Genomic DNA, 15,176 nt, shown 5'->3' with positions numbered 1-15,176 from the left:
CATTTAATTATCCTTAATGCAACTAAAATTTACTCTAATTTATTTGTCACTTTTATTGATATGCAGTTGTGCTTCTGTCGAGAAATATAATGCAGATATTGATAAAGAGATTCCTGCGAATAAATTGAAAAAAGATGTAGATTTTGTTTATAAAAAACTAAAAAGATATCATCCAAAATTAGATTTATATACTTCTCAAGAACAAATTGATTATAAATTTGATAGTCTTAAAAAGTCAATTGATAAACCATTGAAACCAAATGATTTTTATGTCAAGTTTTTTCCGATTTTCGAAAGTTTAGAACATGGTCATACAGATATTTATCCGATATATAAACGATTAGAAAAAAGCAAGGAAAAAAAATACAAAGAATCTAAATCTGCTTTTAGTGATTATAGTTTTTTTTGGCAAAATGATTCAGTTTTTTTAGTGACAGATTACAGTAAAATCAATCCGATTAATCAAGGTTCAGTTTTGCTTTATATAGATAGTGTTTCTACAAAGTATTTATACGATAAATATAAAAAAAGTATTTATGGAGATGGTGAAAATCAAACTTTTTCGGATAATGTCTTTAACCGAACTTTTCTCAATTATTTTACTTTAGAAAATGGAATTAAAGATTCGGTTGAATTAACTTTTAAAATGGGGAATTCAATCATCCGAAAAAAAACATTTCGTACCTATCCAAAACCTAAAAATGATAAGATTTCAGAACTACCAAAAATTACAAAAGAGCAGAAAGAAGTTGAGCGAAAAGTTAGGATAAAACAAAAGAAATACGGCTATTCTAAAAGTTCCAAAACCTATTCCAAAGATTTGACTTTTCCTTCGAACGACAGTACGATTGCGGTGTTAAAAGTAACTGATTTCAGGAAAGGAAAAATACGCGAACTATATAAAGAGGTTTTTACGGATATCAAGAATCATAAAGTTCAAAATTTAGTTCTTGATCTTCGCAACAATGGTGGTGGTTACCTAAAAGATTCGCACTATTTATACGCTTATTTGGTCGATGATTCCAAGGCATTTTTAGGTGAAAAAATCGTCGCGAACAAAACCTCTTTTGGCAAGTCGTTGTACAATCTTTTTCCCGTTTATTCCTATCCGTTGCTTTGGTTGGGATCGGGTTATACTTATTTTTCGACGTCAAAAAATGCTAAAAATGAATACGAATTGCACATGCCTTTTTCGCATGTCAAAATAGATAAAGAGCTCGTGTATCACCACAATTTGTATGTCATTATAAATGGTGGTTCTTACTCTGCTTCGGCGTTGATTTCGGCTAATCTTCAACTAAAAAATCGAGCATTTTTTGTAGGTGAAGAAACGGGAGGAGATTTTAATGGAACGGTTGCTGGGTTGATGCCAAAATTTACGTTGCCCAATTCCAAACTCAAAATTTCGGTTGGTACAGTTTATCTTTCTCCTATTGAAAAGCGAGATGAACAGGCGCATGGTGTTTATCCAAACCAAGTTATTCAACCTAATTTGCAAGATAAAATTAAGCGTACGGATGCTGAACTGAAATGGATTTTAAATGATATTAAAAAAGGAAATATCGAATACAATAAAGCTTTAAAAATATAAAATCATCTCCTGAATTAAGGAGATGATTTTTATATTTTTAGCGTTTGAGCGGGCTATTCGTTACAATCTTTTTTGTAGACACCGCGTCTACAAAAAAGGATTTCCACTACTATCCCTAACGCATTTTATTTTTTGTTGAAACTACAAAAAATAAAGTTCTGAATCGTATCAAATGGCGTTTTATGATCAATTGTAAAACATTCTATTTTCTCAAAATTAGCTTCAAAAGTTGAGGTTAACGACGTTTCATCATTTTGTTTTATTTCCAAACCACTACATTTTAATGGTCCATTTGTCGAAAAAGTTCCAATAACCATTTTTCCTTTTACAGCTTTCGAGACCAAATTTTGGTACTTTTTGATGTCATTTTCTTCTATTAAAAAATGAAAAACTGCTCTATCGTGCCAAATATCGTATTGTTCTGTAGGTTCAAATTCGGTGATATCAGTAACAATCCAAGTTACTTTTTCTGCATTATTTCCTAAACGCTTTTTTGCTCTTTCCAACGCATTTGCAGAAATATCCAAAACAGAAATATTTTCATATCCTTCTTCCAATAAAAAATCGACCAACTTACTATCTCCACCACCAATATCAATAATTTTAGCTGTTTTATCAGCTCCAAAAGAATGAATAAAATTTAAAGAAGTTTCTGGTTTTTCTTGTGTTCAACTCACTTCTTCTGGAGTTTTTACTTCATATATATGTTCCCAATGAGATTTTTTATTGTCGTTCATAGCTTTTGTATTTTGTTTAGGTGCAATTTCGACTTTTTATTTAAAATGAAGCATAACAAAAATTACAGAACTGAGTCTATTTTTTCTATAAAAAACACCTTTTACTAAATATAATGGTTATTATACACTTAAATAATTTAAGCTAAATTATTGATATTGCGAAAGTGCTGTTTTGGATAAATAAAATTGATTCAGAAACTTCTTTGTAAGGAGCATTTTTACGTTGAAACTGCATATCTAAATCACCATTTTTAAGTGTTATTTCTCAAGTTTTCGTTTAATCTTCTTGTAGTTTTTTGAACGAATAATTTTTCCTTTATCTGTAATCAAAAGAGCAGCGTAATCTTTTTGTTGATTGATAAAATTCAATCCTTTTTCTTTTCCTAAAACCATGATAGAAGTGCTAAAACCATTACACATTTCAGCATCCGTCCCAATAACTGTAACCCCTGTTAATCCTGTTGAAGGATAACCAGTTTTGGGATTAATAATGTGTGAATAGCGAACTTCATCAATCAAAATAAATTTTTCGTAATCACCAGAAGTCGTAACAGCAGCATTTTTCATTGAGAGAATATCCAACATTTTATGTCGATTAAATGGATTTGTAATTCCAATTTTCCAAGGTTCTCCATTTGGTTGATTTCCCCAAGTTGTCATATCACCAGAAGCATCAATTATACCCGCTTGTATTCCTAAGTCTTGCATGAAAGTTCGTGCTTTTTGTGCTGCATAACCTTTTCCTGTTGAACCAAAACCGATTTTCATTCCAGCTTTTTTTAAGAATATTGTTGAATTTTCTTCATCTAAAATAATGTTTTGATAACCGATTTTTTCGATGGCTTTTGAAATCTCTTCCTGAGTTGGAATCTTTTCCATTGAACCATCAAATTTCCATATTTTGTCCATTGCCGCAAAGCTAATGTCAAAAGCACCATCGGTTAGTTGCGAAAAATAAATCGCACGCTTTGTTAAGTCAAAAACTTCTCGATCTACTTTTATCGCCTTTATTCCTGCATTTTGATTGACAAGAGAAACTTGCGAAGTTGGTTTCCAGTCAGAAATCAAATTCTCAATTCTAATCATTTCATCAATTGCTTTATTGATGTTTTTTTCAACGGAAATAGAATCGGAATCAACCAATGTAATTTTGAATTTACTTCCCATTAAAATTGTATCTCTAACTCCAACCGTTTGAGCATTCATCGGAGTTAGAACATACAATAGTATAAAAGTGAATATATTTTTTAGAATGAATTTCATTTTGGTTTATTCATTTGTTATTCTGAGTTTATCGAAAAGTATAAAGCTTAAAGATACCTCGACAAGCTCGGTATGACAGGTATTAGGTTATTCTGAACTTGTTTTAGGATTGCATCAAAATTATTTTTCTAGTAACAATCCTTCAAAAATTGCCCATTTGTTTTGAATTCTTCGAATGATTTATTCAAATGTTCTTGACAGATTTGTTCCAAAACTTTCTCTACATCATGTTGCATTGTGAGAGCACCACAAATCATAAGAATTCCACCATTTTGTAATGTTTCAGCAAAGAATTTAGCATCACGATTGACTAAATCCATCACATACTGTTTATTTTCTTCACGAGAAAATGCAATGTGAAATTGACTCAAATGATTCGTAAAAATTTGTTTCGTAGCAAATTCTTGATAAGATTTTGTTGTTTCATTATCATGTCTGAAACCACAGTATAAATGCGTTTCAATATTTTTTGAATTCTCATCAATCATCCCAAGAAAAGGTGCAATTCCTGTTCCGTTTGCAATCATCACAACTTTTGAAGCTTTTGGAAATCTAAAGGCTTTATTTTTTACAATTCGAGCTTTAATCGTAGAATTTTGAACCAAATTATATAAATATTGAGAACCTAATCCAAACTCATGCAATTTTACAATTAACTGTAATTTATTATCTACTTTTCCAACCGAATATAAGCGTTCTTTGTGATCACTTTCGGGATAAATTGCTAATAAATCTCCAGATTTGAATTTCTCTTTTACATCTAAAATAACTTTAAATGTAGCATCTTCTTGTGTGATTTTAGTGGTAGAAATAACCTTAACATTTTTCAGTTCTGGTGCTTTTCCAACATACATCGCAGGCGTTGTTGCTAACGGAATATCTGTCGTTTCTTTGTATGCAATGACCCAATTTGTGAATTCTTCCGGCGATTTATCATTTACTGTTTTCAAATCCAATAATTGAGTAGCCCATTTTTGATCATTCAACCATTTGTCAACTTTAACTGCATAGCCACAATAATCTGAATATGCTCTTGATCCAAATCCTACAACAGAAAATTCGATGGATTGGTTTTGTGGAAATTGTGTGATTAATTGTTCAAATTTCTTAGCATTCGCAGGCGCATCACCAATTCCATAAGTTGAGGTAAAAATGATGAGTTGTTTTGCTTTTGGATAAATTTCATATTGATTCATCTGAGCAATGAATGATTTTTTTCCGTTTGCTAAAAATTGCTCTTGAATTTTTGAAGCAAATCCAACAGTTGCACCATTTTCTGAACCAACTAAAAGGATAATTTCAGCTTCGTTGGCTTTATATTTATTTTTGCCAATTTTCGTTTTTGTACGTTTGAACGTAATTACAAATCCTGACCAAATAAAGAATAAAATGTTAAGCGAAGCAATTCCTAAAATCGCTGCCCAAATAACATTGGTGCGACCTGTATGTAAATCGATATTGAATTTTTCTACAATTGCTGAATAAGGATTCAACGATTCTGAAATAATCGCTCCATTTACTTGATTAACCGAAACCGATTTTTTTCTTAAATGAACGATAAATGGTTCTGCTTCATCATCTGGAATAAAAGGAAATTCAATCTTTTCAACACTACTTAATTTTGTGTTTTTGAAGAATTCAATGTCTTTTAAATCTTTTGGTTGTAAATTTTCTTTGACTTGATGCTCAATTTCTTTTGGTTGACCAACTAAAGGTTCTAATCGCGCTAAGAAAATCAATGTTCCTGTTAATGCAATGATTAAAACTGGAATTAATAACCAACGTCCAGTTACAACATGAAAATATTGTGAAAAGGAGTCTTTGTTAACTTTTATAAAGAAATTTAGAATTCCTTGTTGACGTTTTACGATTAAGATTAATCCACTTATTGAAATTAACATCAATAAAAAAGATACGACACCAACAATTGCTCGTCCTGTTTCTTTTAGAAATAATGAACGGTGCAAGGCTGTGACCCAATTGATGAAATCACTTTTTGGAACAATCTCACCAATCTTTTTTCCTGTTGTAGGATCAATGTAAGATTTGATCGAATTTCCATCTTCGTCCATCGCATCAATTGTCACAAAATCATTGTGATCAACTTTTACTTCTATTATTTCAAAATAATGCTCGCGCAAAGTTGGTAAAACTTGCGCGAGTGTTATGTTATCGAAATTTTCTACTTTGTATGCGGGCGATTTTTCGTTTATTGCATCAACAGCCAAAATTACTCCTGTGATAGATAGAATAACTAAAAATGCTGAAGATAAAATTGCAAGACTCAAATGCGCATATCTCCAAATAGATAATGTCATTTTATTGAACTTTTATAAAACGTACGGCTTTAATATAAACTGAACCTTTGATACCTGCTTTGTTGTCTAAATCCGAAGAATTTAATGCAACTTCAGCATCTTTTGCGACGTATTTTTGAGTTTCTACAGCAGATTCAAAACGTAATTTGTATCCTTTATTCAATTTTGCAGTATCAAACTCGATGACACGTGTCGCTCTCGCTCCTCCAGCAACTGAAGCACCTGTGATTCCGTTTAATTTTTCTTTCTTTTTACTATTGAATTTGTGCCATTCTTTTAACGTGTTATACCACTCGTTATCTGTTCCCAAAACACCTAAAGTTTTTTCGTATTGTCCTTTTGGATTGATTAATGAAATCACTACATAGGCTTCTTTTCCCGTGTAATTATTCATCTGAATCATTGTTTTGTATTTTGTTGTTTGTGCAAAAGTGGCAGTTGCCATTAAGATTACAACTAATCCAACTAATTTTTTGATTAAGTTAAATTTCATCTCCTTCATTATTTTAAAAAGTCAATAGACACATTATTTTTCTTTAAGAATTCGTTTTCTCCAGCCAAATCATAAGCTGTTTCGTCAAATTCTGTTTTAATATCTTTTTTCGCTCCAGCAGCAACCAAAGTTTTTAAGGTTGCATCATCTTTCGCAATCAAAGCTGCTTTGTGTAAAGCTGTATTTCCGTCTTCATCTTGTGTATTAAGATTCACACCTAATTCAATCGCTTTTTTCACCAAATTTACATTTCCTTTATCAACAGCAATGTGTAACAAAGTTGCACCTTTACTTTGAGTAGCTTTAAAATCAACTTTTGCATTTGTTAATAAAGCTTGTTTTTCTGCGAATGATTCATCATTTGGTTTGAAAGAATTGAACCAATAATAAGCCAAATTATTTCCATCTTTATCTACAATATCAGCTTTAGCGCCTTTTTCTAACAATAAAGAAACGATTTGAGATGTTCCAGAAGCAACAGCTTTTGTTAAAGCTGACTCACCATTTTTATTAACCGCATTTACATTGTTTGCTTTTGATAAAAATGTATTGATTAAATCTGTATTTTTTCCTCCAGCAGCAACCATTAATGCAGTGTTTCCTTCTTTATCAGCAATTTTAGCATCAACACCTTTTGATAAGATAAAGTTGATTGTTTCTGAGTTTCCTTTGCGAGATAAAGCGTGTAATAATGTTTGTCCGTCTGGATTTAACGCTTTCGGATTTAATTTATATTTTGTAATTAATTCTTGGAAAACTTCTACGCCATTTTCTTTTGTTCTCGAACCTTGTGTGGCAAAAAATAAAGCTTGATCAGTAGGTTTAATTCCTTTCGCGATTAATTTATCTATGATTGATAAGTTTCCTAATTTTGCAGCATAATCTGCTACAGTACGTCCATTAGCGTCTTTATCACTTAATGATAAACCTTTTGAAATAAAATATTCTGTAACTTTTAAATCATCATCATTCGCAATCGCTTGCATGATTAAGTTTGAACCATCTTCTCCTTTAACTTTTGGATTGGCACCAGCTTTAATCAACGCATCGTAAACTGCGATATTCTGATTTCCAGCACTTGCTGCATATGTAATCACATCGTAACCATGGCTATCTTTGTAATGAACATCAGAACCTTTGGCTAATAAATAATTTACTAATTCTAAATTCCCCGCAGCAGCAGCCCATTGAAGATAAATTCTTGAGTGATGCGTTTTTTTATCAACAGAATTTCCTTCTTGTTCAATTAAAAATTTAGTCACATTAAAATCTGCTTTGTTATTAATCGCTATCACAACAGGATCAAAGAAGCCTCCATTTTGAAAAGAAGGACTATTTCCTTTCGAAATTTCAGTTTTTACAGTTTCTATTGTTGGATTATTTTTCCAAAAACCAGCGTCCATCAACGTGTTCGTCTGAGCTTGAATAAATGAAGCGACAAGGATAGCAGCAGAAATGAATAATTTTTTCATATGAATAGAATATATTGTAATAATTATTTAGACTAATTTTAATTTGATTTCAAAAGTATTATTTTTATTTATATTAATTCTAATTAAATCAAATAAATTTGGCTAATTCTGCTAAACATCAGTTTTTTGAAAACAAAAAAGATTGCTAATCTGCAATCTTTTATATTTCTAAACTACTTTATTCAGCTCGTCTTGGACCATTTTCTCTCGATTTCAAAACGTTTTCAACATCTTCCAATTTGAAACCTTTGGCTTTCAATAAAATTAAATAGTGATACAACAAATCCGCCGCTTCATTAATAAATAAATCATCGTTGTTGTCTTTGGATTCAATCACCAATTCAACTGCTTCTTCACCTACTTTTTGTGCAACTTTATTGATTCCTCTTTTGAATAATTTATTGGTATACGAATCTGGATCATTGTCTAAATCAATTCTATCGTTAATGGTTTGTTCCAATTCATATACAAATCCATGATTTGTTTCTTCTTTAAAACAAGTCGTAGAACCCGTATGACAAGTTGGTCCAAAAGGTTTTGCTTTGATTAAAACTGTATCGTTGTCGCAATCAACTGCGATAGATTTTACTTCCAAAAAGTTGCCTGATTCTTCACCTTTTGTCCATAATCTATTTTTTGAACGAGAATAAAAGGTCACTTTTCTAATTTCTTGGGTTTTGTTAAAAGCTTCTTCGTTCATGTAACCTAACATCAGAACCTTGTTGTTAAGATAATTTTGAATAATAACGGGAACTAATCCGTCGTTACTTTTATTGAAATCGATGTTCATCGTATCGGAATATTTTGTTCTTTTAAATAACTTTTAAGTGTTGGAATTGGAATTTCACCAAAGTGAAAAATACTTGCAGCCAATCCACCACTTGCATTTGTTTGGGTAAAAACTTCTGTAAAATGCTCCATTTTTCCTGCTCCACCAGAAGCAATTACTGGAAGATTTACAGCATCAGCAACCGCTTTTGTAATATCAATTTTGAAACCAGCTTTTGTTCCATCGCCATCCATAGACGTTAACAGAATCTCGCCAGCGCCTAATTCTTCTACTTTTTTGACCCAATCTAACGTTTCCCATTCGGTTTCAATTTTTCCACCGCTTACGAAAACTTTTTGTGTTCCATTTACATCGCGAGTATCTACTGCAACGACTACACATTGCGATCCAAATCGAGCTGCTAAATCTGCAATTAATTGAGGATTTTTGACAGCCGAAGAATTAACGGAAACTTTATCTGCACCAGCTTTGATGACCGCCGAAGCATCTTCCACAGAATTAATTCCGCCACCAACTGTAAACGGAATATTAATCGCTGAAGCAATTTTTTCAACCATTTCAGCTAAGGTTTTACGTTTTTCTAAAGTCGCTGTGATATCCAAAAAGACTAATTCATCAGCACCTTCTTCTACATATTTTTTTGCTAATTCCACTGGATCTCCCGCATCGCGTAAGCCCACGAAATTAACACCTTTTACCGTTCGTCCATCTTTGATGTCGAGACATGGTATGATTCTTTTCTTCAGCATATTAGTACAATTGTTTTAAGTCTTTCAACTGAATTCTCCCTTCGTAAATCGCTTTTCCAAGAATTGCTCCTTCACAACCTAATTCTTTTATTTTGATTAGATCATCGATTGAAGAAACGCCACCAGAAGCAATTAATTTGACCTCCGAAGTAGCTAAAATTTCTGCATATAATTCGTTTGAAGCTCCTTCTAACATTCCGTCTTTCGCGATGTCTGTACAAATCACATAATCAATACCTTTGGTTTTATATTCTTGAATAAAATCTATCACATCTAATTCTGACGTTTCTAACCAACCATGTGTTGCTATTTTTCGATCTTTAGCATCCGCGCCTAAAATGATTTTATCGCTTCCATACTGTGAAATCCATTCTTGAAATAATGTTGGATTTTGAACCGCAATACTTCCTCCAGTAATTTGGTTTGCGCCACATTCAAAAGCAATTCTAATATCTTGATCTGCCTTAATTCCACCTCCAAAATCAACTTTTAAATTGGTTTTAGAAGCAATTAATTCTAACGTTTTATAATTAATGATTTCTTTTGATTTAGCTCCATCTAAATCTACCAAGTGCAAATATTCGATACCGTAATCCTCGAATTCTTTTGCAACTTCCAACGGATTTTCGTTGTATATTTTTTTTGTATCATAATCGCCTTGTGACAATCGAACGCATTTTCCGTCGATAATATCTATAGCTGGGATGATTCTCATAACTGTTATGTTAGATTTACTATTTTGGAATTACGATTAAGAAACAATCGTAATTCGTAAATTAACCTTCGTAAATTATTTTAATTCTTTCATGACCTCTTGGATTGCACGTTCCAATTGTGGGTCTTTATTTTCTAATCGATCTAAGAACGTATTTTTAATATAAATGTCAGGTTTAACTCCAGTTTTTTCTAAATTTTGTCCGTCCAAAGTATAAGTTCCCCAACTTGGTAAACGATAAAATGAGCCATCAACTAATCCTTTTCCAGAAGTGAAAATGATCCAACGATACGTTTCTTGCCCGATGATTTTTCCTAATTTCAAGGCTTTGAATCCTGCAGCTGTCATTTCTGCATCGCTCAATGAGTATTCGTTAATTAATAAAACAATTGGTTTTCCTGAAGGAGCAAAATTTGGTTGAACAGTTAATTGTCCTTCACGATATTTCCATTTCAAATAAGGTCTTTGCGATAAAAAGTTCAAAACTTTATCATGTACATTTCCACCTGTATTGAAACGTAAATCTAAAATGACACCATCTTTTCTATTCTCTTGCTCTACCATGTCCAATAAAAACACATCCAATTCAGAAGTAGACATATTTTTCATGTACGAATAAGCAATTCTATCGTTGCTTAATTTTTTTACACGCTGACGATTTTCATAAATCCATTCATCATATAAAAGTGATTTCAATTCGTTATTTGAAATTGGATGAATCTTCGTAGAAATTGTTTTTCCTTTTCGGTCAAATTCAAGAGTTAATTCTTCTAATTTTTTAGGCGTTGTAAAATAAGTTTCACGATTTTGGTTTGGATCGATTTTTTGTCCATTCACACTTACTAAAATATCACCTTCTTGAACATCAACATTTTTAAGGAAAGCAGGAGATTTTCGTAAGATTTTTTCAACTGCAAAAGGTTGATCTTTTTTGAAAATAATTCCTGTTTCGTTGGTGAAATAATTCAATCTTCTACTTTCTTCTTTTCCGAAAGATGAAAAACCTAAATGCGAAGAATTTAATTCACCTAGCATATCATTTAGCAAAATTCTTAAATCATTTCGATTGTTTACATAAGGTAAAAACGTTGCGTATTGTTCTTTTTTTGCTTTCCAATCAATTCCGTGAAAATTCTCATCATAGAAATTTTCTTCTACTCCAGCCCAAGCTTCTTCGTACATTTGATTGAATTCTGAAGCCAAGTTTTTATTGAAATTATATTTAATACTAACTTTTTCAGGATTTGTAGAATTAATACCAAATTTGTAAACAGAATTATCGATTAAAGCGTAAAGATTTTTCTCATTTTTCAAGATAAAATCAGCGCCTTTGTTGAATATTTTGTCTGTTTTATCTTCTTCAAAATCAGCGGTCGTTTTTCTGTATAACTGAAATTTACCATTTTCTTGGTTAGTATTATAGAATAAAAATTGCTTTTTATCATCCGCAAAAACAAAAGGATTTGTCTGATATCCAAAACGGTCTGTTACCAATTCAATTCTTTCTAAGAATCCTTCTGGATTAATAGTTAATGCTTTAAAATCGTTCTTTTCTTCTTTTTTCTCTTTCTTCTCAACCTTTTTTTCTTCTACAAATAAATTATCAAATTTTTCTGATTTATAAGCTTGATCAAACCAATCTAAAGAAGCACGATAAATACTCGATTCTTGCATTCCCAAAGGATAGGAAGGATTTTTTCTGTCGCTTGAAAAATAAATGTATTTTCCGTCTGGTGACCAAGTAGGGTCAGCTTCTGAAACACCAGTATTTGTTAAATTAACCGTTGTATTTTTCTTGATGTTGTGAATAAAAATATCTAACTCGAAATTACGTTTTGCAGAGAATAACACATATTCATCATTTGGAGAAAAAGATGGTTTCGAATTTTGGAAAGCCCAAATTTCATCTTTAACAATTGTTGATGATTTAAGTGATTTCAAATCTAATAATCTTACTTCATCGCGTCCGCTTAAATAAACAGCTTGTGATAAATCGTTGTTGAATGTAATGTCTCGATTATTTCTTAAATCAGAAGTTAATTGTTCAACTTTTCCTTTTCCGTCAGCCGAAATTTTAAACCAATTTTGGTAACCTTTATACGTTTGGTTGAAGATTAAATTTTTGTTGTCTTTTAACCATTTTACTTCTAAAACACGCTCTTTTCCATCAGAAATTTGATTGACAAACTTTCCTTCATTATCCGAAACAAAAATAATTCCTCTGCTTACAAAGGCCATTTTCTTTCCATCAGGAGAAATGTCAAAATAATCGATGTTATTATCAACTTCAAAATTTTGCTCTTTTTCTAAAGATTTATTCGAATTAACATTAATTGTAAGAGGTTTCGACGTTTTAGTTTTTACATCGTAAACAAATAATTGATAATCTTTTTCGAAAACAACTTTTGAACCATCAGCTGAAACAAAAGGTTTTTTAATCGAAGTTTCAAATTTTGTTAACGCTTCTTTTTTACCATTTGCTAATTGATATAAGTTGTATTCGCCATTATTTTCGTCCGAAATAAAATAAATAATTCCGTTTTTATCAACCGTAGGATTAAAATCTTTTCCGTTATAATCGGTATATTGTTTATAACTTTTTGTGGTTGGATTATATCCTAATAAATCTGGATTATTTTCGCCTTTGTATCTTTTTCGTGTAACTTGACTTGCACTTTCAGACGAGTTAGTGAAAATATATTCGCCTTGAGGAGTTTCTACTAAACCATTTGTTGTATTAAAATAATTTGTAAAAAGCGCTTCTGGTGTTTTTCCATCTAAATCAATTTTAAAACTTCCAAATCCATTATTTTGATTTGATGTAAAATAGATCGATTTACTGTCCCAACTCCAACTCTCGACTTCATCTTTGGCTTGATGAAAAGTCAATTGCTTAATTTGTCCACCATTTATAGGCATTATATAAATATCGTAATTTCCATATTGATTAGAGCTGAATGCCAGCCATTTTCCGTCTGGTGAAACACGAGGATTGATTTCTTCTCCTTCTAAAGCTGTTATTCTTGCAGCATTCCCGCCATTTATATCGGTTGACCAGATGTCGCCATCGTAACTAAAATAAACCGTTTTAGCATCAGGACTTAAAGAAGGAGTAGAAGTGAAGTACACTTTTTCTTGAGCAGAAACCTGCGAAATTGCAAAAGCACTAAGTATAGTAAAAACTATTTTTTTCATGTGTGTGAATTTATAATTACTATAAACTTAGAAAGTTTTTTAGTATTTGTTCTCCTATTCTTGCAGATTTCTCTGGGTGAAATTGAGTTGCGTAAAAATTATCTTTATGTAAAGCTGCTGAATATTCTAAAATATAGTCTGTTTTCGCGATCGTATATTCTGAATTTTCGCAATAAAAACTATGTACATAATAAAAGTCGGAGTTCTCTTCTACTTCGTTAAACAAAGGTGTTTTTAAGTCATAAATCGTATTCCAGCCCATGTGAGGAACGATTTCGGTTGATGGAAATAACTTGACTTGAATAGGGAAAATTCCTAAACAATCGGTATTTCCTTCTTCCGAATAAGCGCACATTAATTGTTGTCCCAAGCAAATGCCTAAGGTTGGTTGTTTTAAGTTTTTAATGACTTTATCTAATCCTTTTACTTTTAAATAAGTCATTGCGGAACTTGCTTCTCCAACTCCTGGAAAAATTACTTTGTCAGCATTTTGCAAAGTTTCAAAATCGTCTGTAATTATAGCTTCGAACCCCAAACGAGTTACTGCATTATATACCGATTTTACATTTCCTGCATTGTATTTTACTATTGCTACCATATTCTTTGATTTACGACTTTTGATTTACGATTGATATTAATCTTAAATCTTCATTCGTCAATTATAAAAGTCCTTTTGTTGAGGGTAAAATCATTTTTTCAGGATCGCGTTTTACAGCTACTTTAATGGTTTTTGCAAACGCTTTGAAAATAGCTTCGATTTTGTGGTGCTCGTTTGTTCCTTCCGCTTTGATATTTAAGTTTGCTTTTGCTCCGTCTGTAAATGATTTGAAAAAGTGATAAAACATCTCAGTTGGCATTTGACCAATCATTTCGCGTTTAAAATCAGCTTCCCAAACTAACCAGTTTCTTCCGCCAAAATCAATTGCTGCTTGTGCTAAGCAATCGTCCATCGGTAAAGTAAATCCGTAACGTTCGATACCTAATTTATTTCCTAATGCTTGCGCAAAAACTTCACCTAAAGCAATTGCTGTATCTTCAATCGTGTGGTGTTCGTCCACTTCTAGATCTCCATCCACTTTTATCACTAAATCCATTTGTCCATGACGAGCGATTTGATCTAACATATGATCGAAAAAGTGAATTCCTGTCGAAATATCCGATTTTCCTGTTCCGTCAAGATTTAAATCAATTTTAATCTTTGTTTCATTCGTATTACGAACAATTGAAGCAGTGCGATTTTGAAGTTTTAAGAACTCGTAAATCTCTTTCCATGAAGTTGTTTTTAAAGCAATCGCATCATTTAATCCTTTGTTATCATTGATTTCGTCTGCGCCTAAAGCTTCATCATTCGCGATAAAAATTCCTTTTCCACCAAGATTTTGAGCTAATTTAACATCCGTTATTCGATCACCGATTACAAACGAATTTGTTAAATCATATTCAGGGTTATTGATATACTCTGTTAATAAAGCCGTTCCAGGTTTACGCGTTGGCGCATTTTCATGAGCAAAAGTTTTATCAATGTAAATATCCTCGAATTTCACGCCTTCATTTTCGAATGCTTTCACTACGAAATTTTGTATTGGCCAAAATAATTCCTCAGGATTAGAAGGCGTTCCTAAACCATCTTGGTTGGTCACCATAACTAATTCGTAGTCCAATTCTTTTGCAATTTTACCTAAATAAGTAAAGGCTTCTGGATAGAATTCTAATTTGGAAAAGCTGTCAACTTGGTAGTCAGCTGGCTCTAAAATCATTGTTCCATCACGATCTATGAATAGTATTTTTTTCATTTTAGTTGTTTTTGATGTCATTCCGATGTTAGGAGGAATCTCAGAGATTTCTCATTTCAC

The 15,176-nt window shown here is 31.9% G+C and carries 12 protein-coding genes; 1 reads left to right on the top strand and 11 read right to left on the bottom strand.

The window, feature by feature from the left end; translation table 11 throughout:
- The first annotated feature begins 16 nt into the window (after positions 1-16).
- Complete coding sequence (locus B3M86_RS02405) at positions 17-1,591, top strand: S41 family peptidase (protein ID WP_291075765.1); 1,575 nt, start codon at positions 17-19, stop codon at positions 1,589-1,591.
- Between the two features lie 125 nt (positions 1,592-1,716).
- Here the strand turns inward: B3M86_RS02405 and B3M86_RS02400 are convergent, their stop codons facing one another.
- From B3M86_RS02400 to hisB, 11 genes are all read right to left on the bottom strand, one after another.
- Complete coding sequence (locus tag B3M86_RS02400) at positions 1,717-2,226, bottom strand: class I SAM-dependent methyltransferase (protein ID WP_349679590.1); 510 nt, start codon at positions 2,224-2,226, stop codon at positions 1,717-1,719.
- Positions 2,227-2,586: 360 nt separating this feature from the next.
- Entirely contained in the window at positions 2,587-3,534 is a 948-nt protein-coding gene (locus tag B3M86_RS02395; protein ID WP_291078284.1) for an FAD:protein FMN transferase, read from the bottom strand.
- A 185-nt stretch (positions 3,535-3,719) separates the two neighbouring features.
- Entirely contained in the window at positions 3,720-5,909 is a 2,190-nt protein-coding gene (locus tag B3M86_RS02390) for a PepSY domain-containing protein (protein ID WP_291075764.1), read from the bottom strand.
- Between the two features lies 1 nt (position 5,910).
- Positions 5,911-6,402, bottom strand: a complete 492-nt coding sequence (locus B3M86_RS02385; protein WP_125349871.1) for a DUF2271 domain-containing protein — start codon at positions 6,400-6,402, stop codon at positions 5,911-5,913.
- An 8-nt stretch (positions 6,403-6,410) separates the two neighbouring features.
- Positions 6,411-7,874, bottom strand: a complete 1,464-nt coding sequence (locus tag B3M86_RS02380; protein WP_286495326.1) for an ankyrin repeat domain-containing protein — start codon at positions 7,872-7,874, stop codon at positions 6,411-6,413.
- A 178-nt stretch (positions 7,875-8,052) separates the two neighbouring features.
- Positions 8,053-8,664, bottom strand: a complete 612-nt coding sequence (gene hisIE / locus B3M86_RS02375; protein ID WP_219033866.1) for a bifunctional phosphoribosyl-AMP cyclohydrolase/phosphoribosyl-ATP diphosphatase HisIE — start codon at positions 8,662-8,664, stop codon at positions 8,053-8,055.
- Positions 8,661-9,413 (bottom strand): imidazole glycerol phosphate synthase subunit HisF, encoded by a 753-nt coding sequence (gene hisF / locus B3M86_RS02370; RefSeq protein WP_219033865.1) that lies wholly within the window; start codon positions 9,411-9,413, stop codon positions 8,661-8,663. Before hisF ends, hisIE begins: the two co-directional genes overlap by 4 nt.
- 1 nt (position 9,414) lies before the next feature.
- On the bottom strand, positions 9,415-10,128 hold the full coding sequence (hisA, locus tag B3M86_RS02365; protein WP_219033864.1) for a 1-(5-phosphoribosyl)-5-[(5-phosphoribosylamino)methylideneamino]imidazole-4-carboxamide isomerase: 714 nt from the start codon (positions 10,126-10,128) through the stop codon (positions 9,415-9,417).
- A gap of 75 nt (positions 10,129-10,203) precedes the next feature.
- The gene (locus B3M86_RS02360) at positions 10,204-13,323 is read right to left on the bottom strand and encodes a S41 family peptidase (protein WP_286495324.1); all 3,120 of its coding nucleotides are present in this window, start codon (positions 13,321-13,323) and stop codon (positions 10,204-10,206) included.
- Between the two features lie 19 nt (positions 13,324-13,342).
- Entirely contained in the window at positions 13,343-13,921 is a 579-nt protein-coding gene (gene hisH, locus B3M86_RS02355) for an imidazole glycerol phosphate synthase subunit HisH (protein ID WP_286495322.1), read from the bottom strand.
- 61 nt (positions 13,922-13,982) lie between these two features.
- Entirely contained in the window at positions 13,983-15,116 is a 1,134-nt protein-coding gene (gene hisB / locus B3M86_RS02350) for a bifunctional histidinol-phosphatase/imidazoleglycerol-phosphate dehydratase HisB (protein WP_286495321.1), read from the bottom strand.
- Positions 15,117-15,176: the final 60 nt, after the last annotated feature.

It is taken from the genome of Empedobacter sp. UBA6305 (assembly GCF_002440405.1).
Classification (GTDB): Bacteria; Bacteroidota; Bacteroidia; order Flavobacteriales; family Weeksellaceae; genus Empedobacter; species Empedobacter falsenii_B.
Note: the sequence above shows the minus strand (reverse complement) of the source record. Positions and strands in the feature narration are given on the sequence as shown.